The following is a 21,717-nucleotide window of genomic DNA, read 5'->3' on the forward strand; positions in this document are numbered from 1 at the left end:
TTTTATGCTTACACAGATCGCTAAGAACCGCCGGCTTTGGTTGTTACTGCTCATGGCCGGTTTGGTGTTGGTCACCACGCGGTGGGCCCTCACGCCAAGTCAGTCCTTCAACTTTGTCGCCCAGTTCGGATATTGGTGCATGTTGGCGTTGGTGATCCTGCTCGGTCGTGCGGTGGCAAAGGCCGGGGCCGGGAAATGGGTCAGGGATAATTTTGGCCGATTCGATGCGATGGTGCTCGTATTGGTGGTGGTCTGCACCTCGGTGTGGTGGTCGCACGAAAAGCCGGGTTTCAAGATTCTGGCCGATGAACTACTTTTGCTGGGCACGTCGGTGGGGATGCACCACGAACGTTACGCCACTTATCCCAGCCGGGCGACCGATGTGCAGGGGCCGTTTCAGATCATCGAGCGGGTGCTCGACAAGCGTCCGTTGCTTTTCCCTTTTCTGGTTTCGACCGTGCATGACCTCACCGGCTACCGGGTGGAAAACGGTTTCTATTTCAATCGCGGACTGGGGATCGCTTTTCTTTTGCTGGTATACGTTTTGGGTTGGCAAATGGGAGGCCGTCGCTGGGCGGGGGTATTGGCGTTGTTATTGTTTGCCGGTCTGCCTCTGGCCGCGCAGCAGAGTGCGGGCTGCGGTTTCGAATTACTTAACCTGTTTTTCATGGCCGCGTTCATGTTGGGCATGTTGGCCTACCTGCGGCGGCCGGATGCGCTCCGACTCGAGGTCATGGTGTATACCGCTTTGGCACTGGCGGCCTGTCGCTATGAGTCGATCCTGTTCATGGGTCCGATGGCGCTGGCGGCTTTGATTGGGTGGTGGCGTCGCCAACGCATTGATGTTTCGTGGCCGGTGTTGATTTCTCCGGTGTTTTTGGCGATGTGGCTCACCCAGAATCGCATTTTTTCCGGTGATTCCACGGCGTGGCAGATGGCGAGCAAGGAGGGCACGAGTTCGCCGTTTGGGTTGGAATACCTCGTGCCGAATTTTGGTCATGCGTTGGCGTTCTTTTTTGATTTTGACGGCTACCAACCGAGCTCGGCGATCTTTGCGGCCCTGGGGTTATTGGCTTTGCCGTTTCTCCTGTTGTGGGTGGTGCGCAAACTTCGCACGGCTGCTGAAACAACCGCCGACGAACTCACCTGGATTCTCTCCGGGGCCGGTTTGTTCGGCATTACCGCCATCATGTTGCTCTATTTCTGGGGGCAATTTGATGACCGCATCATCAATCGGCTGAGTTTACCGACCCATCTGTTCATGATGCTTGCGATTGTGGTGGTGGTGCGCTCGATCGCGAAAACCGACCGGGTATGGAAATGGCTGACCGGAGTGGTGGCGTTTGCGGCGATTGCGCAGAGTTTGCCCGTGATGGCCAAACTCGCCTACGAGGTGGATTATTCACCCGGATTGGAAATGAAATTGCGGGAGAAGTTTCTTAAGGAACAGCCCGAGAAGGACTTTCTGGTGCTCGATAACGACGCGGTCTTTTGGATTGTTCATGGATTGCCGTCGGCCGGCGTAATTGGGGCCCGGGATCGGGCGGAGTCTCTGGCGTATCATCTGCGCAATCACAGTTTCTCGGGCATCTATGTCTTTCAAACGGTGCGGGTGAACAGTGATACCGGAGCGTATTATATTGATCCCACGGAAGACATGGGGCCCCAATTTGAACTGGAAACGGTTTGGCAGCAAAAGACGGAGACGCTGATGTTTGTGCGATTCAGCCGCATCATTTCGGTCGATCTCGACGGAGAAACGGTGCGCGAAGTGCGTGACGCGGTGCCGACTACCACGGGACACCTGAATACACCGGAGCAGATTGAGGAGATTCGGACGCTCTACTTGGAGAACTGGATCAAACAATTGCCGTGAAATTCATTGAGCCAAAGGGGGCGAGTCATTCGAACTTTATGCTGTTCGGCGTGGCGTGGCGTTCGGCCGCAGGCCGCAAACTGGTGGTGCGCTTGGTGGCATTTACGGCGACAGCGGTCGCGGCGATCGTAGGGGGATTTCTATATTTTACTCCGGTTAAAGCAGGGGAATTGGTGCGGCAATACGGTTACTTCGGTATCGCCGGCACATTGATTTGGTTTCTGGTGTTGGTGCGCCGGGATCTGCCCGCCGCCAGATCATGGGTGCGGGTAATGACAGTATCGGAGTTCAAACACCTTTGCTGGATGGTGGGCGGCTTGAGTGTCCTCGCATGGGTCGCATTTCCGCTGAGCTATAAGGTGATGTTCGATGAGTTGGTGCTGCAGGCCACCTCGTGGAACCTGCATCGCATGCGGGAGGTGGGCACGATTGTGCGGGGTTATGATGTGGAAGGAGTGTTTCTTCCGCTCTTTGTCTACGTGGACAAGCGGCCCTACTTTTTTGCGTTTCTGGTGTCGTTGGTGCACGACGTTTTGGGATTCCGGGAATCCAACGGATTCTTGTTCAACGCGGTGTTGTTCCCGATGGTTTTAGTGTTGTTCTACGCCATCGTGCGGCGATTGGCTCCGGCTCGGGTGGCGCTCGCGGGATTGGCTTGTTTTGGCGCCACTCCGTTGCTGGCTCAAAATGCGAACGGGTCGGGAATGGACTTGCTGAACTTGGGCATGATTCTGCTCACGATCCTGCTGGCGGCCCGATATTTGCAGCGGCCGGATGACCATCGGCTCTCCGTGTTGCTGATTGCTTGCGTGCTGTTGGCGCAGACGCGATACGAGTCATTGCTGTTTGTGGTCACGACGGGACTAGTCGTGATCGAAGGCTGGCGCCGGGCGGGGCGCGTATTGTTGCCTGTCACGGCCATCCTGACACCTTTATTGCTCATTCCGAGTGGGTTGCACAATAGCTATCTCTCCGGGACGCCTGCGCTGTGGGAATTGAAAGAGAACATGGATTCTCGTTTCAACTTCGTGCACGTCATGACGAATTTGCAGCATGCATGGTCTTATTTTTTCAATTTGGGCTTCGGGTCACTCGGGTCTATCTGGCTCTCGCTTTGTGGACTGCCGGCCCTGCTGGTGGGGTTGTTTTTAGCCGGTAAGCATTGGCGTAGCTGGCGCTACACTGATTCCACGATTGTTTCCGTCATGTTGGCGGGAATCGCCATTTTGGCTAATCTTGGACTATTGATGGCGTATTTTTGGGGCCAGCTGGATGACCCGATTGTATCGCGCCTGATCATGCCGTTTACGGTGTTGATGGGAGTGGCCATCGTAGTCGCACTCAGAACCATCGAATCGCGAGGTTGGCCCCTTGCCCGTTGGGTCTTGGGCGGTGCGCTGTTGTATCATCTTTCTTGGGGCTTGCCGGCCGCAAACCATCATCGACGCATCAATCAACTGGCCAACGAAATGGAGTGGGAGGTGCGTGCCATATCGCGCATGTCGCCACGTTCACGTCTCATCCTGACCGACAAATCCTCGCTCAATTGGATGATTCGCGGAATTCCGTCGATCATTTTGGAAAACGCGGATTCACGGGCCGAACAGATCCAGTTTCATCTCGATCATGGCACATTCGAAGAGGTTTTGGTCACGCAGCGGATTCGCCCGATCAGCATTGACGGTGGGTTCGAAGTGGATCCGCGGGATCGCATTTCCGCACGTTTTGTTTTGGAACCGGTGATCGAGCGAATGCACGGAGCTCGCTTGGTGCGGATTAGTCGTGTTGTCGAAATTAAAGCCGAACCGGAACAGGATCAATCAATGGGGACTTCATCCGAGGACGGGACCGACTCATCCGTATAGCGGGCTGCGATGGCGGCGTTGACTGCAGCCAAAGGAGAATTCACGGCCAGGTTGATGTCCGCGTCGGACAGCTCATAAACCAAAATTGAATATCCAACATAGTCGTCGGGTGCACGGTTCTGGAGATAGTGGCACAGTCGACCGAATTGCAGGGCCTCGTAGTTCCACAAGCGGGTGGTTACTTCCGCAGAGGTGAGCGGATTGCCCTGCATGTCTGTGATGGGGGCGCCAGCCGGGCGTTGGGAGAAGTGCTGCACCCAAGTGCGCAGTTTTGCGTAAGTGGCTTCAAAGCTCAGAGTCCATGCACCGCGCGTCGGCGTATAAACCTGTTGATACATGGTGGCGCTGATACAGTAGATGCCGCCCTGGACCTTGGCGGGGACGACCCGGGCACGTCGGTCAAAGTATGAGTCGCCGAACCTTACCGCGTCGATGCCCTCCTGCTCCGGGTCGCCGTAGCCAAAATAAGATAAGAATACGGGCTGTTCCGTGCGATGTGCTGTCAGCCAATCACGCAGGCTGGGAAGGTCCTGCCCCCAATCGAGCGAGCTATCGACAAAGATTTTGTGGGCGTTTTCGGGGCCGCCACCCAGCGCGTTGAAATAAGCCAGATAGTAAGGTCTCGTGGTGAGGGATACGGCCACGTGTGAACCGAGCAAAACTACCACCATGGCCAGCATCCACCCGCGATGTTTTATCAAGCGCAATGCCGCGGCTCCGGCGAAAATGAACATAACGGGGTAGAGCGGCAGCATGTGCCGGTGACCGATGCTCAAGCTCGAGGTCAAGATGGTGGAACCGTAAATTCCGAACAACGCGAGCAACGGCACAAGTCGATACCAACGTCCGCGGCGGCTGCGCAGCTGGCTGCAGGCCAGCGTGCCAAGGAAGATCAGCAGCAGCGCGGGCCCAGTGGTCTTGAGAAGAAACGCCGTGGGAAAAAACGTCCACCATCCGGTGTTGCGAAACTCGCCGGCGAAGAACGCCAGGCGAGACCGGGAATAACGATCGACATTCAACAGACCGTGAAGAAACGCCTCCGGGAACAGTTCGTGGCTTCGACAAAATTGGGCGATGGCCTGGAGGGGGCCGGGTTTGAAATTGACCGGTTGAGCCGATGCATTGCGTCCATCCGCCAGCAGCCGGGGGGTGGGCGTATCCGCCAGCGTCACCATCTCCCAAGTATGCATGTAGTATTGGTGGTCGGGATTGCTCGTCGGTCGATATCGGAAGCCGTAGCAAGCCCAGATGCACGACCACGCGATCAAAACCGCCACCACGCTGACGCCGCCCAGCACGACGACCCGGCGGCCGCCTCGGACCCAATGGGTGGAGCCACGCCAGACCGCGACCAATGGCGCACGCCGCAGCAGGCGCGCCACGATCATGATGATTGCCATGGGGGCGAACAAGACGGCGGAAAATTTGGAAACCGCCAGTAGTCCGGCGGCGAGTCCCGCCACGACGATTCGCGTGAGCGTCACCCGGTGACAAACCCGCCACCACGCCAGTGTGGCCAGACCGAAGCTTAATGCGGCGGCGGTATCTGACGTCGCGAGCCCACCGTGAGCGAGCAAGGTCGGACTGAACGCCGCCAAGGTGACCGAAACCAATCCACCCGCGGGGCCGAAAAGATCGCGACTCCAACAAAAGATAGTGAAGCACAAAGCCCCGGAGAGCAGGGCGATCATGCCACGGGCCGCGGCCAGAATACGGGCGGAATCGTTGCCCAGTTCGTAGAAAAAGTCTTCGCCGAGATGCCAGACTTGACCCACCTCCCACGCGGGATGATCGGGGGGGAACGGTTGGAGGTCCATGATGAGCAACGGCAGGGCGGCCCAGCGTTGCGGAAAGTTGCCGTTCTCGGGTTGGAACCGCATGTCTCCAGCTGTCCAATACGCATAACCGGCCGTGACGTGTGCGATCTCGTCGAAGGTGGTGCTAAACTGACGCGAAACGCTCGCGGCCATCAGCACGTGCAGCCCGCACAATACCACGGCGATCCAGGTGGCCCGGGCGCGGCCGATGATTTCACGATGGGGGCGGATCATTCGGAAGACTTCTCCAACACCACGACCATGCGCGAGGCGAAGCATCGCGGTGCCAGTCGCAGCACCCGATCAACGGCTCGGTTGAGTGGACGCAACCACCCGCGGTTCAAGTTGGGCCCGCGAAAGCCCCCGGTCATAATCCACGGGAACGCCGGCAGGTAGATCACCTTGACGAGCTCCCAACCGGCTAGTGGGAACTGGTCGCGCTGGGCCCCGAACACGCGCCACGCGTTGCCTTGCGCCGCATAGTAGTCGATCGCATCGGGAGCGAAATCGGCCGGAGCACTCCACGTGATCGCATCCCGCAATGCCAGCGGTTCGTGATGAAAAAGGCCCAGCGCGATCCGGCCGAGCAATCCGGCCGATGGTTCCATCATCACGACGCGTCCACCGGGTTGGAGGACGCGGTGCAGTTCGCTCAAAACCGTGCCGGGATAACGCAGATGATGAAACACGTCGAAGAGCACAATCCCGGCGAGCGAGCGGTCGGCGTAGGACAGAGCATAGACGTTTTCCTGTCGGTCGAGCCACGGGTTGGGGAACAAATCGCTGGTCACGGCGGCGGGCAGCACGGATTTCAAGTTTCCGATGCCCGACCCGCACTCCAGAACCGGGCCGTGCTCCGGCGGGGGCAGTTCGGCGGCGATCAGTCGGTAAAACCCGGCGTATTCGGCCTGGAGCTCCGGTTTACGTTTCCAGTGCTGCAGATTCTCATGGATCTCGGCGTTGTGTTGATCGATGGCGGGGATTGCCGGGGAATCCGAATCGAGTGGCATGACACGACGTTTCGGTGGGGTCGGGGGCTTGGCGAGTCTGCAAGTTGCCGAATCGGCAAAAATCGGGTTTTGCTTCCCTTCGCCTAGGCAAGCCCTTCCCTTGACCGGTCTTAATGGCAGATCACGTCCTTCGAACATGAATTCCGATGAGTATGAAAAAATGGCCCGAGTGGAAACGCGCCATTGGTTCTATGTCGGCAAGCGCCAGATCGCTCGCTGGGCCATTGAACGGTTTGAGGGCGACATTGCGGATGGTGCATTGCTCGATTGCGGAGCAGGCACCGGCATCTTTGCGCAGGAGTTGAGCGCGAGTCGTCGCGTCAAGGTGATGGACGATCACGACGAGTCATTGACCGTGCTGCGACAGCGCTTTCCCGACAATGCCGTGGTCGAAGGCTCGTGCACGGCTATCCCGCTATCCGACGCGTCGGAAACATGCGTCACGTTGCTCGATGTGCTCGAACACGTGGAGGATGATCGGGCGGCGGTGAAGGAGTTCCACCGGGTGCTCAAGCCGGGAGGATTACTGGTGATAACCGTGCCCGCCATGATGCAGCTGTGGAGCGACTGGGATCAGGCGTTGCATCATTTCAGACGTTATAGTCGGTCGGGATTGGCAGCGCTCTTCCACGATGCGCAGTGGGAACAATGCTATCTCAAGTATGTGAATACGGCGGCGTTTCCCGCCGTGTGGTGGATGCGGCGGGGCCGTCGCTCCGAGGATGCCGTCCGGCAGGAGGATCGCCTCCCGCCGAACTGGTTGAACCATGTGTTACGCTGGCTGTTTGTGTGGCCCGCCGTGCGCCGTTGGTGTCCAGCTCCGTTTGGCGTGGGGCTGATCATCGTGCTGCGCAAACGCTGAACTTCAGGGACGCTTGATAAAGCGGGCTTCGCCGATGACCGCGCCGTTTTTGTCGATGAATTTCAGCCACAGTTTTGAGAGGTCGGCGCTGGGCAAACGCTCCCGGGGAAGCAGATGCCAGCGGGTCAGTCCGTGAGTGGTCAGGGGCCATCGACTGTCCGCGGGATCATAGTCGGAGCGTGTTACCCCGTTGGGATGAATGGGGATGATTTGGGCGCGCGTATTGTCGGCCGACCAATCCCAGGCCGGATTTTCGGTGGAGGTTGTTCCATGCAAAAGCGCCACTTGGATCCTCACAACGCTGCTGCCTGCGGGAAGTGCGGTGTCGATCCGCACGAGAATCGGTTCGGCGGAATTTTCGCTCTTCTCGGGTTGCTGGAAAATCTCCGCGCCATCCAGCACCACCCGTCCGGGTAAATAGCGCGCGCGGAACGACAGAGGGCCCAGGCTGAAGACGGGTTGAAAGGTGTCCTCAGCAAAGTTGAGTAACGGGCTTTCCTGAACGAACTCGGGTCGTAGTTTGGCCGCGACCAGATCGTGTTGTTCAATCATTGTCGTCACGGGTCCATGTTCGAGCTGGGAGATAATGGTGTTTTGCTGCTCGTTATCCAGCAGCGTGAACCAGTGGGTAACGTTGGTTTCGTTCGGCGTGGGAAGACCCGTCCAAAGGTTAAAACTGTAGCTGCCGGGCAGTGAAAACAGCTGCTCGCCGTGCAACGCGGCATTGCGCGTCATGATGCGGATGGCGCTGCCCAAATCGGCTGGCATCCGCATATGCTTCGCCCCCGGCAGAGCCAATGGTTCCGATTGTTTGAAATAATTCCAACCCAACTGCAGCGGGCAAAAGGCAAGTGCCGCGACTCCCACGATGCTGACTCCGGTTGCAATCGTTTTGACGCGCGGCGGGATCAGATACTCCCCGGCGTCGTGCAATGCGACCACCGCAAGTGGAATCCATAGAAACGTGCCCCAGCCGATCTGGCTGCCGGCCACGGGAAAGGCGTGAAGAAACTGCCAGACGAGCATTAATGCGAGCAACGTGGTCGCAGCCATGCGTTCGGGGGGCTTTGATCGCAAGGGCACGACGAGCCACCCCACGGTTGCAGCGAGTGAAGTCATCACGAATCCGACGGTCGATGGCGGGGAACTGCACGCGTGATAGATGAACAATCCGGCCAAACCGAGGCGCCCCATCGCGATCGATTTCAACCAGGATGCACTCAAGGTGTTGGGTTGATACCGGAACAAAACCCACGTCAGAAGTCCCCATGAGAACAGCGTCAGTGGCACGGTCCCGGTTCGCCAGCGAAAGCCATGATGGTAGGCATCCGCGTGGCCCAATGGTCCCAGTATTATGCCACGAATCAACCCGGACATACTGGACCCGGAAAACATGGTCATCGTGACGGTCGCCACCATGAATAATAGCGCGACGCCGATCGCGGTAAAAACCATGGGCGGCGTTACCCACGATTGCCGATAGTGATGGGTCAACCGTCCGGTTGCGACGATTGCAGCCGAGCCAGCCATGGCGTAAACTCCTGCCCACGGTTGATCCAGGTGGCCGCCCATCAAAACGATTGGGATGAGGCCGCCACCGACGATGAGCAACTGCGGCAACCAGCGCCGGGATGATTGACCGGACCAGGTGCTGTTAAGGCCCAACCACATGCAGCCGGCTGCACCGAGAAACACCCCGACATTTATCTTAATCATTGCGCAAACCGCTGCCGCCACAGCCAGGGTGATGGCAACGATGCTCATTCGTCTTTGCTGCACGGCAGTGATGCTGATGGCGGCCGTCAGGGCGATTACCGGAGTGAGGGTGTTTCCCGGATGCATCGGCTCGAACGTCATCTGCCACAGCAGGCCGAAGGTGCCGGCGAATGAAGCCATGGCCGCCAGCTGAGATCGGGTCAGGCGATGGGTGATCCACCCACTGGCGGCGGCGGTCGTCAGCCATGCCCCGATGGTGTAAAAACGTCCGAGATCATGGGTCCACGAAAAATCCCCCAGCCGGGCGATGCCGCCAAACACGAGATAAAACAACGGGCCGTATTGACTGTAGACGCGGTCGTAGAGCGCGCCGTGGCGCGCGAAGTTATTCAGCGACAGGAGCACGTAGCCCTCGTCGTCATAAAGCATGAAGATCGAAAAAATCTGCAGATAGGCGGCGATCGCGGCGGTCGCGAACAGCACCGACCAGGCCAGCGTCGTCAGGTGGCGAGACAACGACGCCCTACTCACGATGATGGTGGTGCTTTACCAAATACAGCGGGCGCTGCTTCACCTCATCGTAAATTCGGCCGAGGTATTCGCCGAGCACGCCGATGCCGATCAATTGCACGCCGCCGAGGAAGAGCACGAGAGTGACCAAGGTGGTGAAACCGGTTTGGGCGTGTTCGATCCCGATCAAGCGGCGCACGGCGTAAAACGCCCCCAGGCTGAATCCAATCACGGCGATGAATAAACCCAGGTAGGAAACCAGACGCAACGGGAGTCGCGAAAAACTGAATACGCCGTCCAAGGCATAGCGCACCAGACTGCGCAGGGTTTGTTTGGGCTGACCGGCCGCTCGGTTCTGACGATCGTAGGTCACCTCGGCGACATCCTCGCTCACCCACGCGCGGAGTCCGGGGAAAAATCGGTTGCGTTCCGGCAGGCGATTGAACGCCTGCACGGTCTTGCGACTCATCAGTCCGAAGGTTCCAGTGTTTTGTTCGCTACGGGAGGAGTCGGCGAAGCCGGCGAAAGTGGCGTGGAACAGGTCCATGCCGAGACGTTTCAACCCGGTTTCTTGGCGGGATTTTCGCACTGCGAGCACTACACCCGCGCCTTCGCGCCAACGCTCGATGAGGGCGGGGATGAGTTCCGGCGGATCTTGGAGATCGGCATCCAGCGTGATGGTGGCATCCGCCTGATCGGCGACGGACAACCCGGCGGCCAAGGCGGCCTGGAAGCCAAAGTTGCGGGTCAGCACGACGGATTCGAAACGCGCATCACGCTTGGTTTGAGCCACCATCAACGTGTTGCTGCCATCGCGACTGCCGTCGTCGACGAGAATGGCCCGCCAGATATTTTCGGGGTGGGCGTCGAACAGGGTGGTCAAGCGCTGAAACACTTCGGGCAGCACGGCCTCTTCATTGAAGACCGGCATGACAACGGCGATCGTGGGGGCGGCGGGTTCCATGGGTGTGACGACGGGGGCGGGAGACAAAAGTGTTAAAACGCATGTCGCGGTGGGACGGCGAGCACAAGACCAGAGGGACGCCGGGCCGCGCTTGACGCGCGCGCGCGCCGTTGACCATCGTCGCGGCATGGAATCTCCCGCCGGCGTGTCCAAGCCGAACAAAGGACTAGTGATCAAGCTCGCCGCGTTAATCGTGATCGCGGGGGTGGCGGGTGTAGCCGTGCTGCGCGGGCTCGATGTCAGAGCCTTGATTGATCAAGCGTTGGAGTTGGTGCGGGGGGCCGGACCGGTGGCGTTTTTCGCCGGCATGGCGGTGCTGCCGGCATTTGGGTTCCCGCTTTCGCCTTTCACCCTGTCGGCGGGGTCCGTGTTTGCGCCGACGATGGGCTGGCCGCTGGTGTTGGCCGCGACGTGGTTGGCGCTGAGCATCAATGTCACCCTGACCTACGTGGCGGCGCGGTGGGTGGCGCGTCCGTGGTTGGAGAAACTCGTTTTGCGGTTCGGTTACCGTTGGCCTCAGGTGAAACCCGACGGGTATTGGGACATCACCATCTTGGTGCGGGTGACGCCGGGCCCGCCGTTTTTTGTGCAGAGTGCGTTGCTGGGATTGGCTCAGGTGCCGCTGCGAATTTATCTGATCGGATCCATCCTCATCGCCGGGCTGTATGGCACCGCTTTTGTGATTTTTGGCGAAGCGCTGCTGTCGGGTAAGGGTCGCATGGTGATGATGGGCGCGGGAGCGATCGCCGCGCTGGCCGTGGGCACTCAGTTGTTGCGTCGGCATTATGCGCGGAAAAAAGCGACGCCGGAGCTGACCCAGGAGTAGGCATGGCGGATTGGACCGACAACATGGAGCGAGCCTCCAGCGTGCGACCCGAGACGCCGCAGGCCGAGAGTGTCACGGCATTCACCCGCCGGGTGAAAACGCTGCTCGAATCGACGATCGGAGGCAGTTGGGTGCGGGGGGAAATTTCCAACCTGCGGCGGCAGGCGAGCGGCCATGTTTATTTTTCGCTCAAGGACGGCGGCGCACAGTTGTCGTGCGTGTTGTTTCGCGGTGATGCGATGCGCCAAAAGGTGGAGCTACGGGATGGCCAGCAAGTCATCGTGGGTGGCCAGATCAGCGTCTATGAGGCGCGGGGGCAGTATCAGCTGATCGTGCGCACTGTGGTGGAGGATGGGGTGGGGCGCCTGCAACGGGAGTTTGAAGCCTTGAAAAAGCGGCTGGCGGACGAAGGTCTGTTTGAGCGTGAACGTAAGCGTAGTTTGCCCCGTTTGCCGGAAGTGGTGGGTTTCGTCACTTCGCCGACGGGGGCAGCGGTGCAGGATTTCGCGAGGATCATGTTGCGCCGAGGATGGCGCGGTCGGCTGGTGGTATTGCCGGCGAAGGTGCAGGGGGAGGGCGCGGCGATCGAGATCGCGAACATGGTGAGAACGGCGAACGAACTGGGCGGATTTGATGTGTTGGTCGTGGGGCGCGGCGGAGGCAGCCTCGAGGACCTGTGGGCGTTCAACGAAGAAAAGGTAGTGCGCGCCATTGCCGATTCCACCGTGCCGGTGATCTCGGCGGTGGGGCATGAAATCGATTTCACGCTGAGCGATTTCGTAGCGGATGTGCGCGCGGAAACTCCGAGTGGCGCGGCCGAACTTTTGTCGAGTTCCCACGGGGAAATGAAAGAACGGGTCACGACTGCGGGCGCAGCATTGCGGGAGGCGTTGGGTGACGGGGTGGTTTTGGCCCGGGACCGACTCGCGGGGGTGCGCAGTCGACTGCGTTTACTGACTCCTCGCGGGCAGATCGAGCAGGGGTGGTTGCGGCGGGACGATCTGGCCAATCGGCTGGGCGCGGCTTTGCAGCGTGCCCTGGTGTTGAAGCAAACGGCGTGGCGTGAAAAGCGGCAGGCATTGGCCTCGCATTCGCCGCAGCGGCGGGTCGAATTCGAGTCGCATCGACTGTTGGCGTTGTGGAAGCGATTGCAGGCGGCGAGTCCGGAATCGGTGTTGAAGCGCGGATTTGTCATCATGCGCGACGACCAGGGGCGACCGGTTTTGCGCAAGGCGTCGCTGCAGCCCAACGCGAGATACGAGGCGGAATTTGCCGACGGAAAAGTCGAGCTGCGGACGCAGTCCTGAGTTGGCGGGCGCCCGGCGGTTTCCCCGGAGCGGCCCGATGGGCCTCGTGTTTTGGCCGCTGCAGGCGCGCCGTAACTTCAGCCGTTTTTGAGCAGGCGGTGGATTTCGGCGGTGAGTTCGCTGAGGGGCGCGGTCTTGCTCAAGTAGGCGGATATCTTGTGCGACAGGCTTTGGTCGACGGTCTTGCTGTCGAACAAGATGCCGGTGAGCAGGACGACCGGCACGTCGGGGATGATTTTACTGAGTTGATCAACCAGTTGGAGCCCGTCGGATTCCTCGAGTTGGAGGTCCGTGATCACGAGATCGGGGGGATCGTTGCGAGCGACTTTGAGAGCTGCGCTGGGGGTGGCTACACCGGTGACACGGTAGCCGTGAATCTCCAGTAATTCGCCCAACATCTCGCGGATGATTTCTTCGTCATCAACGGAAAGGATGTGCTTGGTCGGAGTGGTCATAGAAAGGGGGAGGATAAAAAATCGAAGAGGATGAAAAGGACGGGCTACACGAACTCGGTGACGCGAATAATCACGACGCCGCCGACGACTTTGTCGTTGTCGCGCAGAGGATGGACACTGAGCACCGCCGACAGGGGCTGGGCAGATTTGGTGAGAATTTCGGCGGCGCAGTTTGCGAAGTCGTGACCGCTTTGCATGGCGTCGTGCACGGCATCGCGACGCGGCATGTCATCGGTGGTGGCGAGGGTGACGAAGTCGCTCAAGGGTTGATCCGCGAGTTCCGAAATTTCGAAGCCCATGCGGCGCGTGACCGCAGGGTTGATGCGGGAAATGTTGCTCGCCTTGGTGACGACGATCACGAGGTCGGAAATCGCGTCGATGATGAGGTGATTGTAGCGCAGTTGATGCGTGAGCGCCTGATTGGTCCAACGGCCTTCCAGATTTTTGATCTTAAGTTGTTGGTTGGATTCCTGCAGGGCCTGCGTGCGCTCCTGCACCCGCGTTTCCAATTCCTGATTCGAGGTTTCCAGGATTTGGGCGGCGCGGCGACGGGCCTGAATGTCGTCGCGGATGAACCAAAATGTGCCGAGCAGGATCAGCAGGTTAAGGGCGGATCCGATGTAGAGCGTGGCTCGGGTGGCTTCTTCATCCCGAAACGCCTGCTGATCCCGATGGTGCAGGAGGTCGGTATTGTGCAGTCGGATTTGTTGAGCCAGTTGAGTGATGGCGATGAGGTCGGAGGTGTCGGAGTCTTTGGTGAGCAGCTCCTGAACAAGCGGGTCGTCTTTCGCGCGGTGGGCGGCGATGAGGGCCCGCGCGGCGGCGGCCCGATTGAGCAGATGGGCCTCGAGCTCAGCCACCCGCGTGGAATCTTCCGGCGAGATTGCCGTCAACGCTTTGAGGACTTCGATTTGTTCGGCGAGTTCGGCGAAGGCGTCCCGATATTTCGTCTGGTAGCTGTTTTCATCGGAGTGAAGGTAGGTGAGGACGGCAGCTTCGCCTTGCTTCAGGGAGGCATCGACGGCGTCGACGGCCGAAATCACCGCATGGGTGTGATTGACCCAATCGGCGGATAAGCGGCTTTGCTGCAAGTTGCGGATGGAAGTGCCCACCACCACGGCCAGAATGGCGGCGACGATCACAAAGGCCGAGATGATGATACGGAACGGTTTGTCCATGAGGGAAAAGGGGTGACCAGAGGTTCAGGGAGTCGAAAGACTAGTCGACGCGCAAAGATTTCTGCGGCGAGTTGGCTCGTCCAATCGGCGGATCGTCTTCGGGGGGGGCATTGCGGGCAACTGTCGCGAGGATTGTTTTGCGATCAGATTCGTAGGAATAGCTGAACTCGGAGGCGGTGGTCCAGTTGGCGTCGAGTGAATCCGCCACCTTTTCCGCGATGGCTCGCAGGGTGGGGCGGGACTTCGTCAGACGGAAAAACACCGAGCGGTTGTTGTAGTCGAGGTAGGCATTGTCCTCGGTGACGTAGCACACCGCGTGGGCAATCCGGCCGGCGAGGCGGACGTGGATGAGGCGGGTTTCATAGCCTCGGAGGGGCAGTATGTAGTCGGCGAGAACGGCGTAGTCGTCGCAGTCGCCGACTTTGTCGCGCAGGAAGACTTCGGCGGGTTGCACCTCTCGATAGTAGCGGTAGTCGAAGTCGGCGAATTTGGCCGCAAATTTCTTGGGGGTGAGTTTGGGCAGGTGTTCCAGTTCCGGCAAAGTCACGCCCGAGGCGGAGCTGAGGCCGAAGATGCAAGGCAGCATACCGATCAAAAGCCCGCGGAGCCGCCAATCCGGACGTGATCGCTGCGGGCGGGGTTCCGCCGCGACGGGCCAGTGTGTCGCCGTTGATGCTTCCCGATGGGTCATACGAGTTCGTTGACGAAAGCATCGATGATCAAAGCGAGCATGGAGAGCAGTGCGAACCGACCTTACTGGGGAGCGGCTGTCGCGGGGGTGACGTCGGTGGCAATCAACCCGTGGATGGCGGACAGCATTTCAGCGCCCTCGAAAGGTTTGGGGACAAACACATCGGGCCGTTCCCCGGGGGGGCGTTGGCTCAGGTTGGCGCTCGAGGGGTGACCGCTGCTGGCGATGATTTTGATTTCGGGGCGCACTTTGCGGAGCACGGAAATCAGCACATCGCCGCTCATGTGAGGCATGTGAATGTCGGTGATGACGAGTCGAAGATCGTGACCACCCAGATTGATGAGCTTGAGGGCTTCGACACCGTCGGACGCGATGGAGACCTGGTAGTTGTGTCGCCTCAGCGTGCGACTGAGCATGTCACGCACGAGCGGTTCGTCGTCCACGATCAGAACCTGCTGGCCACTGCCACGATAGAGACTGGTCGACGCGCGCAGGGAGGGGGCGCGCATTTCTTCCTGAATCGCCGGTAACATGATCTCAAAAGTGGTGCCCAAGCCGACTTGGCTGGTGAGTTCAATCGCACCGTGATGGGCGGTGACGATCCCGCGCACGGTGTTCAATCCCAGGCCGGTGCCGGTTTCCTTGGATTTGGTGGTGAAGAAGGGATTCCAGATTTCCGACAAAACCTCCGGGTCGATGCCGGTGCCGGTATCGGAAACCGTGATGACCACCCAGTGCCGTGGACCGCGGTCGACGATTTCCTTGGATTTGATTTCCGAGATGTCCCGCTGGGCTACGCTGATGCTGAGCGTTCCGCCCTGCGGCATGGCGTCTCGCGCGTTCACGCAGAGGTTGAGCAAGACCTGATGGATCTGGGTCGCGTTGCCCTGCACAGCGGGGATTTTCGAGGCAATCATGTCCTCGCAAGTGATGTTTTTGGGGAACGTTTCCTGAATGATCGAAACGACGTCGCGCACCACGTGTTTGATCTGCAAGGGGCTGCGCTCGTTGTCCTCGCCGCGAGCGAAGGACAGCACTTGTTTGACCAAGGCGGCGCCGCGATTGGCGGACGACTCCAGCACGTTGAGCAGCCGCTCGTGACGGGTGCCTTTGAGGGTGGGTTGCAGAAGGGGGCCGGCCATCATGATCGGCGACAGCACATTGTTGAGATCGTGAGCGACGCCAGCGGCGAGAAGACCGAGATTCTCGAGGCGTTGGGTTTGACGCAGTTGGGCTTCAAGTGATTTGCGGTCGGTGATGTTGAATGCGACTCCGACCACGGATTTCTGTCCTTCGGGGGAAATGGAGACGTTTTCTCGCACTTCAATCCAGCGGATGCCGCTGGAGGTTTCCGCCAGCTCGACTTCGACCGTGGTTTCCATCGTATCGGAATCGTAGGGGGCATCCAGTTTGGACAGGCTCTTGCGATTTTCCGGGGTGGACAGCACGTGGTCCACCCAAGTGCTGCCCATCAATTGGCCGACGGGTTTGCCGAGAAAAAGTTGGGCCTGCGAATTGGCGAAATTGAAACATCCCTCTTCGTCGCGGGTGTAGAGCATGAGGCGGCTGTGGAGCGCGATGGCTTTGAGCTTGGTTTCACTTTCGCGCAGGGCGGTTTCGGTGGCGAGGGCCTCGGTTTGGATGAGGCGTTGCTGCATGGCCCGCTTGATGGCGACGGGCAGTCGGAGCAGTCGGTCTTTGAGAATGTAGTCGTCGGCCCCGAGTTTCAGGCACTCGACCGCGATCGCTTCTTCTTCGGTCCCGGTGACCACGATGGTCGAGCTGTTGGGACAGCGTTCGGTGGCAATCTGCACGGCCTCGAGTTCGGTGAACTCAGGCAGATTGTAGTCGGTGAGAATGATGTCCCAGCACCGCAAGTCCAACTGGGCCAGGAACTGGTCGCGGTTATACGCCGTGGTGATTTCGATCTCGAGATCAGTGCTTTCCAAGACATTCCGGATCAGATCCGCATCGGTCGTATTGTCCTCGAGATACAGGACTCGGCAAACGGGATGGAGGATTGGCTGATTCATGGGTGACTGGGACTGGCTTCGACGATCATCGATGCCTGGATCGCGCCGACGAGTCGGTGGATCGTTGCGCCAATTGGCCCCCGGCGATCTGCAGCGGTGGCAAATGCGGCTGAGGGGATCGACTCAACGATGTGACCGATCATAGCTCGGCGGTGGTCATGGTCCACGTCGTTTTGTAGATCGTTTAAGCTCATCGGCCGCATCGGAAATTTTTGGAGGGAAAGGGGATCACTGCGGGAGTGTGTTCAGCATCGCGAACCCAACCGCAGAGGGAAATGGGGTGGTCAAGGTATGCCGACAGTGCGGTCGACGGACGGTTCGATTGACGTGGGTTCGGGCATACGTCGATGCATTGGGTGTTTGCGCGCTACGCTTCCGGATCGATTGATCATAGCTCTAAAAGGTTGCTGACATTTGTGCCATGCCACCCTGATCGGACAACCCGGGGGCCACTTTAGCACAAATGTAGGGCGGAGATACTTTCCGCACGTGCGAAAAATATGCAACCCGATGAACCACAGAATTTTAAGCCTTCTGAACGTCGAGATGCTCACTGGCGGCGGTCGCCGGATCCAGGAGCCGACCGATTTCCCGCAGCAAGCGGTCGCTTTTGAAGGGCTTGGCGAGGACGATATCGGGTTGGTCTTCCGGCGGGGCCAAGGGGAGCTGGTCGCTGTCAGGGTGGCCACTGATGGCGATGGTCTTGAGCTGCGGATGCAGTTTTCGCACGACGGAGATCAACACGTCACCGCTCATGTGCGGCATGTGTATGTCGGTGATTAAGAGGCGCACCCGGTTACCTTGTGTGTTGATGTAGCTCAACGCCTCCACTCCGTCCGCCGCCACCGCGAGTTCGAAGTCATATTTACCCAAGGTTACACTGAGCATGTCGCGAACCAAGGGCTCGTCGTCGACGATGAGAATATGTTCACCCTTGCCTCGATAGTGATCGACCGGGCCCTTGGCCTCGCCGGCGAGCACGGGTTCCCTCATCGCAGGGAGGAATATTTCAAAAGTCGTCCCTTTTCCCACCTCGCTATTGATTTCAATGTAACCCGCATGGGCGGCCACAATGCCGCGGACGGTGGCGAGGCCGAGGCCCGTGCCTTTTTGCTTTTCCTTGGTGGAGAAAAATGGAGTCCATATTTTCTCCATAATATGCGGCGGGATGCCTTCTCCCGTGTCCGTGACGGTGATCACCACCCACTGTTTGCGTCCGCTGATGATGATGTTGTTGGCTTGGGCGTTTGTGATTTCCCGGGACTCTACGGCGATGCTCAGATGGCCGCCCTTGGGCATGGCGTCGCGCGCATTCACGCAAAGATTGAGCAGGACCTGATGAAACTGGGTGGCGTTGCCGTGAATCGCAGGGATATCGACCCCGATGGACTCGTGGCACTCGATGTTCTTCGGAAAGGTCTCTTGCACGATCGAAACAATGTCCCGAATGAGGTGTTTGACCTGCAGCGCATTCCGTTGGTTCTCGTCGCCACGGGCAAAGGAAAGGACCTGTTTGACCAAAGCGGCACCGCGTGTGGCGGATTTTTCCAGCACGTCGATGAGGCGCTCGTGGTGCGTGCCGTTTAACTGCGGACGCAACAGCGGGCCCGCCATCATCACCGGGGCGAGCACGTTGTTGAGGTCATGGGCGATGCCGGCCGCCAACAGTCCCAGGTTCTCGAGCCGCTGGGTTTGAAGCATCTGCGTCTCCATGGTCTTGCGGTCGGTGATATCCATACCCACGCCAAGCACCGAAGTTTGGTTGTCTTCGTCGCTGAACAAGCTCTCGCGAAGCGCAATCCAGCGAGGGGGAGCGTCGGGCTCTTCACCTGCGAACCGCAGCTCCACCACGCATTGCGAATCCAGCGAGTCCGGGTTGGCTTGCAGTTTGCAGATGCTGCGTTCGTTTTCCGGCAGGGGCTCCGCAAAGTTCGCCCATTTTTGTCCCAGTAAAGAATCGGTCGTCGTATGCAGAAAATGCGCGACCTGCGGGCTCACGTAGGTGAATCGTCCGGTCTGGTCGCGAGTATAGAGGAGCATCTCGCTCTGGTGGACGATGGCGTTCAGACGGCGTTCGCTTTGGCGTAGATCGGCCTCGGTTTTTCGCGCGAGGGCTTCTTTCTGACTCCCGTCGATCGCCCGCCGCACGGCGCCGGGTAGACGAAGAAGCCGATCCTTCAAGACGTAGTCCACGGCCCCCAGTTTCAAGCAGGCGACGGCCTCTTCTTCGCGGACGGTTCCCGTGATGACGATGGCGGGCACGTGCGGGCAATATTCCTTCGCAGCGCGCAAAGCCGACAGTCCGTCGAATTCGGGCAGATTGTAGTCACTCAGAATGAGATCCCATGGACCATGCTGCAGCTTTTCGACAAACGCTTCACGATGGTCAACCGCTGTGATTTCGCATGCTAATTCGTTGTCCTCCAGCATATCCCGGACAAATGCCACATCGCGAGGATTGTCCTCCACGTAGAGCAGGCGGATGGGCCGGGGCGGTAGGGGGGCGGTTGCTTCCATGAGCTAGGATGAGTTTCGCGGACGTTCGTTGAGCACCGCCCAAAAGCGACCGACCGTTTTCACGGCTTCGACGAACTCGTTAAATTGGACCGGCTTCACCACATAGGCATTCACCCCGAGTTCGTAACTTGTGACCATGTCCCGCTCTTCGCGCGACGAGGTCATCATGACGAAAGGAATGATCGAAAGCTCCGGGTTGGCGCGCACCGTTCGCAGGACTTCGAGCCCGTCGACCTTGGGCATTTTGAGGTCCAATAACACGACCGCGGGGTTCCCCGGGGGGCGGTTGGCGAAGTCGCCGCGGGCAAAGAGAAAGTCGAGCGCTTCCTCCCCATCGCGCACCCACAGAATGTCATTGGATATGTGATTTTCTTCCAGCGCATCCATGGCCAGTTCGGCGTCTCGCTGGCTGTCTTCGACGAGCAGAATTTGAGGTAAGGAAGTCATGATGATGAAGGGGGATGGGACGTGGCCAGAGCAGGGGAGCGGGAGGCGCCGGTCTTGGTGCGGAGGGGGCGCGGGCTCGGGAAGTTTACAAAGAATTGCGCCCCGCGATCTTTTTCCGCCTGCGCCCGAATACTCCCGCCGTGCTTGGTCAAAATGCGGCGCACCAACGCGAGTCCGACGCCGGTGCCCTCAAACTCATCGCTGCGATGCAGGCGTTGAAAAACGCCAAACAGTTTGGGCAGATACTTCATGTCGAAGCCGACGCCGTTGTCGGCGATTTCAATCGTGATGACGCCGGGCTTCTCTTGACGGCGGGTAATCTCGATGCGCGCGGGATCGCGTGGACCGGTGTATTTTACGGCGTTGGAAATCAGGTTGGTGAAAACCTGGGTCAACATCGCCCGGTCGCCCTCCACCGTGGGCAACGAGCCGACGCTCCACTCGATCTTGCGTTCCGGGGGCGTGGTTCGCAGGACTCGTTCGATGCAGTCTTTGACGATGCCGTCGAGATCGATGCGATCGAGTGAGAGTTGGGCGCGTCCCAAGCGGGAAAAAGCCAGCAGGTCGTCGATCAAACGCCCCATTTCGGCGGCGGCATCGGAGATCACGAGCAGATGGCGCTGGGCTTTCGCCGTCAGGGAGTCTCCGGCGTTCTTTTGGAGCATTTGAGCGTAGCCCTGAATGTGTCGCAGCGGAGCTCTCAGATCGTGGGAAACCGAGTAGCAGAATGACTCCAATTCCTGATTTGCCTCAACCAGCGTTTCGTTTTTTGCGGCCAGTTGCACTTCCGCCGACCGACGTTGGTCGAGGTGATAACGGACGTAGAGATAGATTCCCCACGTGCCCATCAACATCATCAGCGTGATGACCGTTTGGGCCACGGCGGCGATCCGGTCATTGGCGGTTTGGGAGTCCCGGTATTTGTTCAGCAGGTCGGTCGCATCCTGCTTCATGTCCTCACACAGCTTTGAAATGAGATCCTGTGATTTGCGCACTTCGATGCGATTCGCCACGAGCGCTCGCGCCGTAGCCAGGTCGGTGGTTTCGACGGTGGACACAAGTTCTTCCCGATAGGCGATGTCTTGGGCGATGAGTTCCCGGAGCCGGACGAGTTTCGCGGTGTGGGAGTCGTTCGAAAGCAGGGTCTCAAGCTCGGCCAAAGCGTTGGGCAGCTCGGTTCGGGCGACATCGTAAGGTTGCAATAACGCCATCTCACCGGCGAGCAGGTAGCCCCGGGTGCCGATCTGCAGTCCGCGGGCGAGCGTCTCGACGTGTTCGATCTGGTCGCGGACGTTAAAGGTGAAGTCGATCTCAGTCTTTATTCGCTGGGCCGTGCGCGCACTTCGATAGGCCAGTCCGACCACCCCCAACGCGAGGAGTCCGATGAGGCTGAATATCCCGATGAGTTGGCGATTGGTGGGTGACCACAGAAACGTCCAATGCTGTGGGTGGTAGCGATCAATCCGGGTGCGCACGGGGCTCATTTTAGTAGGCCGGGAAGGTGGACCTTTTCAGGTAGAGTGCGCCGTAGGAAGTAGCATTCATGAAATTTCATAAAGGGAATGCCTCATGAAGCTCGTAAAAATAGTTATTAGAAACGATCCGCGTGACGGATTTTTTACAAGCATGTAATGCTACGAATA

General features: G+C 59.1%; 16 protein-coding genes. 5 read left to right on the forward strand and 11 right to left on the reverse strand.

Annotation, left to right across the window (positions count from 1 at the left end; translation table 11 throughout):
- Positions 1 to 4: 4 nt before the first annotated feature.
- The gene (locus tag PXH66_RS02615) at positions 5 to 1,876 is read left to right on the forward strand and encodes a hypothetical protein (RefSeq protein ID WP_330930269.1); all 1,872 of its coding nucleotides are present in this window, start codon (positions 5 to 7) and stop codon (positions 1,874 to 1,876) included.
- The gene (locus tag PXH66_RS02620) at positions 1,873 to 3,741 is read left to right on the forward strand and encodes an ArnT family glycosyltransferase (RefSeq protein WP_330930270.1); all 1,869 of its coding nucleotides are present in this window, start codon (positions 1,873 to 1,875) and stop codon (positions 3,739 to 3,741) included. The genes PXH66_RS02615 and PXH66_RS02620 overlap by 4 nt, the downstream gene beginning before the upstream one ends.
- Here the strand turns inward: PXH66_RS02620 and PXH66_RS02625 are convergent.
- Together PXH66_RS02625 and PXH66_RS02630 are read right to left on the reverse strand one after the other, a co-directional pair.
- Complete coding sequence (locus PXH66_RS02625) at positions 3,693 to 5,792, reverse strand: ArnT family glycosyltransferase (protein WP_330930271.1); 2,100 nt, start codon at positions 5,790 to 5,792, stop codon at positions 3,693 to 3,695. The genes PXH66_RS02620 and PXH66_RS02625 overlap by 49 nt on opposite strands.
- A complete protein-coding gene (locus tag PXH66_RS02630) occupies positions 5,789 to 6,568 on the reverse strand; it encodes a class I SAM-dependent methyltransferase (RefSeq protein ID WP_330930272.1) in 780 nt (259 codons plus the stop codon). The genes PXH66_RS02625 and PXH66_RS02630 overlap by 4 nt, the downstream gene beginning before the upstream one ends.
- A 136-nt stretch (positions 6,569 to 6,704) precedes the next feature.
- On the opposite strand from PXH66_RS02630, the gene PXH66_RS02635 reads away from it, so the two are divergent.
- Positions 6,705 to 7,430 carry a class I SAM-dependent methyltransferase gene (locus tag PXH66_RS02635; RefSeq protein ID WP_330930273.1) on the forward strand — a complete coding sequence of 242 codons (726 nt, stop codon included), beginning with the start codon at positions 6,705 to 6,707 and terminating at the stop codon, positions 7,428 to 7,430.
- 3 nt (positions 7,431 to 7,433) lie between these two features.
- On the opposite strand, the gene PXH66_RS02640 is transcribed toward PXH66_RS02635, so the two are convergent.
- Entirely contained in the window at positions 7,434 to 9,677 is a 2,244-nt protein-coding gene (locus PXH66_RS02640; protein ID WP_330930274.1) for a hypothetical protein, read from the reverse strand.
- A complete protein-coding gene (locus PXH66_RS02645; RefSeq protein WP_330930275.1) occupies positions 9,670 to 10,620 on the reverse strand; it encodes a glycosyltransferase family 2 protein in 951 nt (316 codons plus the stop codon). Before PXH66_RS02645 ends, PXH66_RS02640 begins: the two co-directional genes overlap by 8 nt.
- Positions 10,621 to 10,747: 127 nt before the next feature.
- On the opposite strand from PXH66_RS02645, the gene PXH66_RS02650 reads away from it, so the two are divergent.
- Positions 10,748 to 11,446 (forward strand): TVP38/TMEM64 family protein, encoded by a 699-nt coding sequence (locus tag PXH66_RS02650; RefSeq protein ID WP_330930276.1) that lies wholly within the window; start codon positions 10,748 to 10,750, stop codon positions 11,444 to 11,446.
- A 2-nt stretch (positions 11,447 to 11,448) separates the two neighbouring features.
- Positions 11,449 to 12,753 carry an exodeoxyribonuclease VII large subunit gene (xseA, locus tag PXH66_RS02655; protein ID WP_330930277.1) on the forward strand — a complete coding sequence of 435 codons (1,305 nt, stop codon included), beginning with the start codon at positions 11,449 to 11,451 and terminating at the stop codon, positions 12,751 to 12,753.
- A gap of 77 nt (positions 12,754 to 12,830) precedes the next feature.
- Here the strand turns inward: xseA and PXH66_RS02660 are convergent, their stop codons facing one another.
- From PXH66_RS02660 to PXH66_RS02690, 7 genes are all read right to left on the reverse strand, one after another.
- A complete protein-coding gene (locus PXH66_RS02660; RefSeq protein ID WP_330930278.1) occupies positions 12,831 to 13,208 on the reverse strand; it encodes a response regulator in 378 nt (125 codons plus the stop codon).
- A gap of 44 nt (positions 13,209 to 13,252) precedes the next feature.
- Complete coding sequence (locus tag PXH66_RS02665) at positions 13,253 to 14,386, reverse strand: CHASE3 domain-containing protein (protein WP_330930279.1); 1,134 nt, start codon at positions 14,384 to 14,386, stop codon at positions 13,253 to 13,255.
- Between the two features lie 40 nt (positions 14,387 to 14,426).
- Complete coding sequence (locus PXH66_RS02670; protein ID WP_330930280.1) at positions 14,427 to 14,972, reverse strand: hypothetical protein; 546 nt, start codon at positions 14,970 to 14,972, stop codon at positions 14,427 to 14,429.
- Between the two features lie 167 nt (positions 14,973 to 15,139).
- The gene (locus PXH66_RS02675; RefSeq protein WP_330930281.1) at positions 15,140 to 17,110 is read right to left on the reverse strand and encodes a hybrid sensor histidine kinase/response regulator; all 1,971 of its coding nucleotides are present in this window, start codon (positions 17,108 to 17,110) and stop codon (positions 15,140 to 15,142) included.
- A gap of 525 nt (positions 17,111 to 17,635) precedes the next feature.
- Positions 17,636 to 19,627 carry an ATP-binding response regulator gene (locus PXH66_RS02680; RefSeq protein WP_330930282.1) on the reverse strand — a complete coding sequence of 664 codons (1,992 nt, stop codon included), beginning with the start codon at positions 19,625 to 19,627 and terminating at the stop codon, positions 17,636 to 17,638.
- Positions 19,628 to 19,630: 3 nt separating this feature from the next.
- On the reverse strand, positions 19,631 to 20,074 hold the full coding sequence (locus tag PXH66_RS02685; RefSeq protein ID WP_330930283.1) for a response regulator: 444 nt from the start codon (positions 20,072 to 20,074) through the stop codon (positions 19,631 to 19,633).
- Positions 20,071 to 21,558 (reverse strand): sensor histidine kinase, encoded by a 1,488-nt coding sequence (locus PXH66_RS02690; protein ID WP_330930284.1) that lies wholly within the window; start codon positions 21,556 to 21,558, stop codon positions 20,071 to 20,073. The genes PXH66_RS02685 and PXH66_RS02690 overlap by 4 nt, the downstream gene beginning before the upstream one ends.
- Positions 21,559 to 21,717 lie beyond the last annotated feature (159 nt).

Source organism: Synoicihabitans lomoniglobus, from assembly GCF_029023725.1.
Taxonomy (GTDB): Bacteria; Verrucomicrobiota; Verrucomicrobiia; order Opitutales; family Opitutaceae; genus Actomonas; species Actomonas lomonigloba.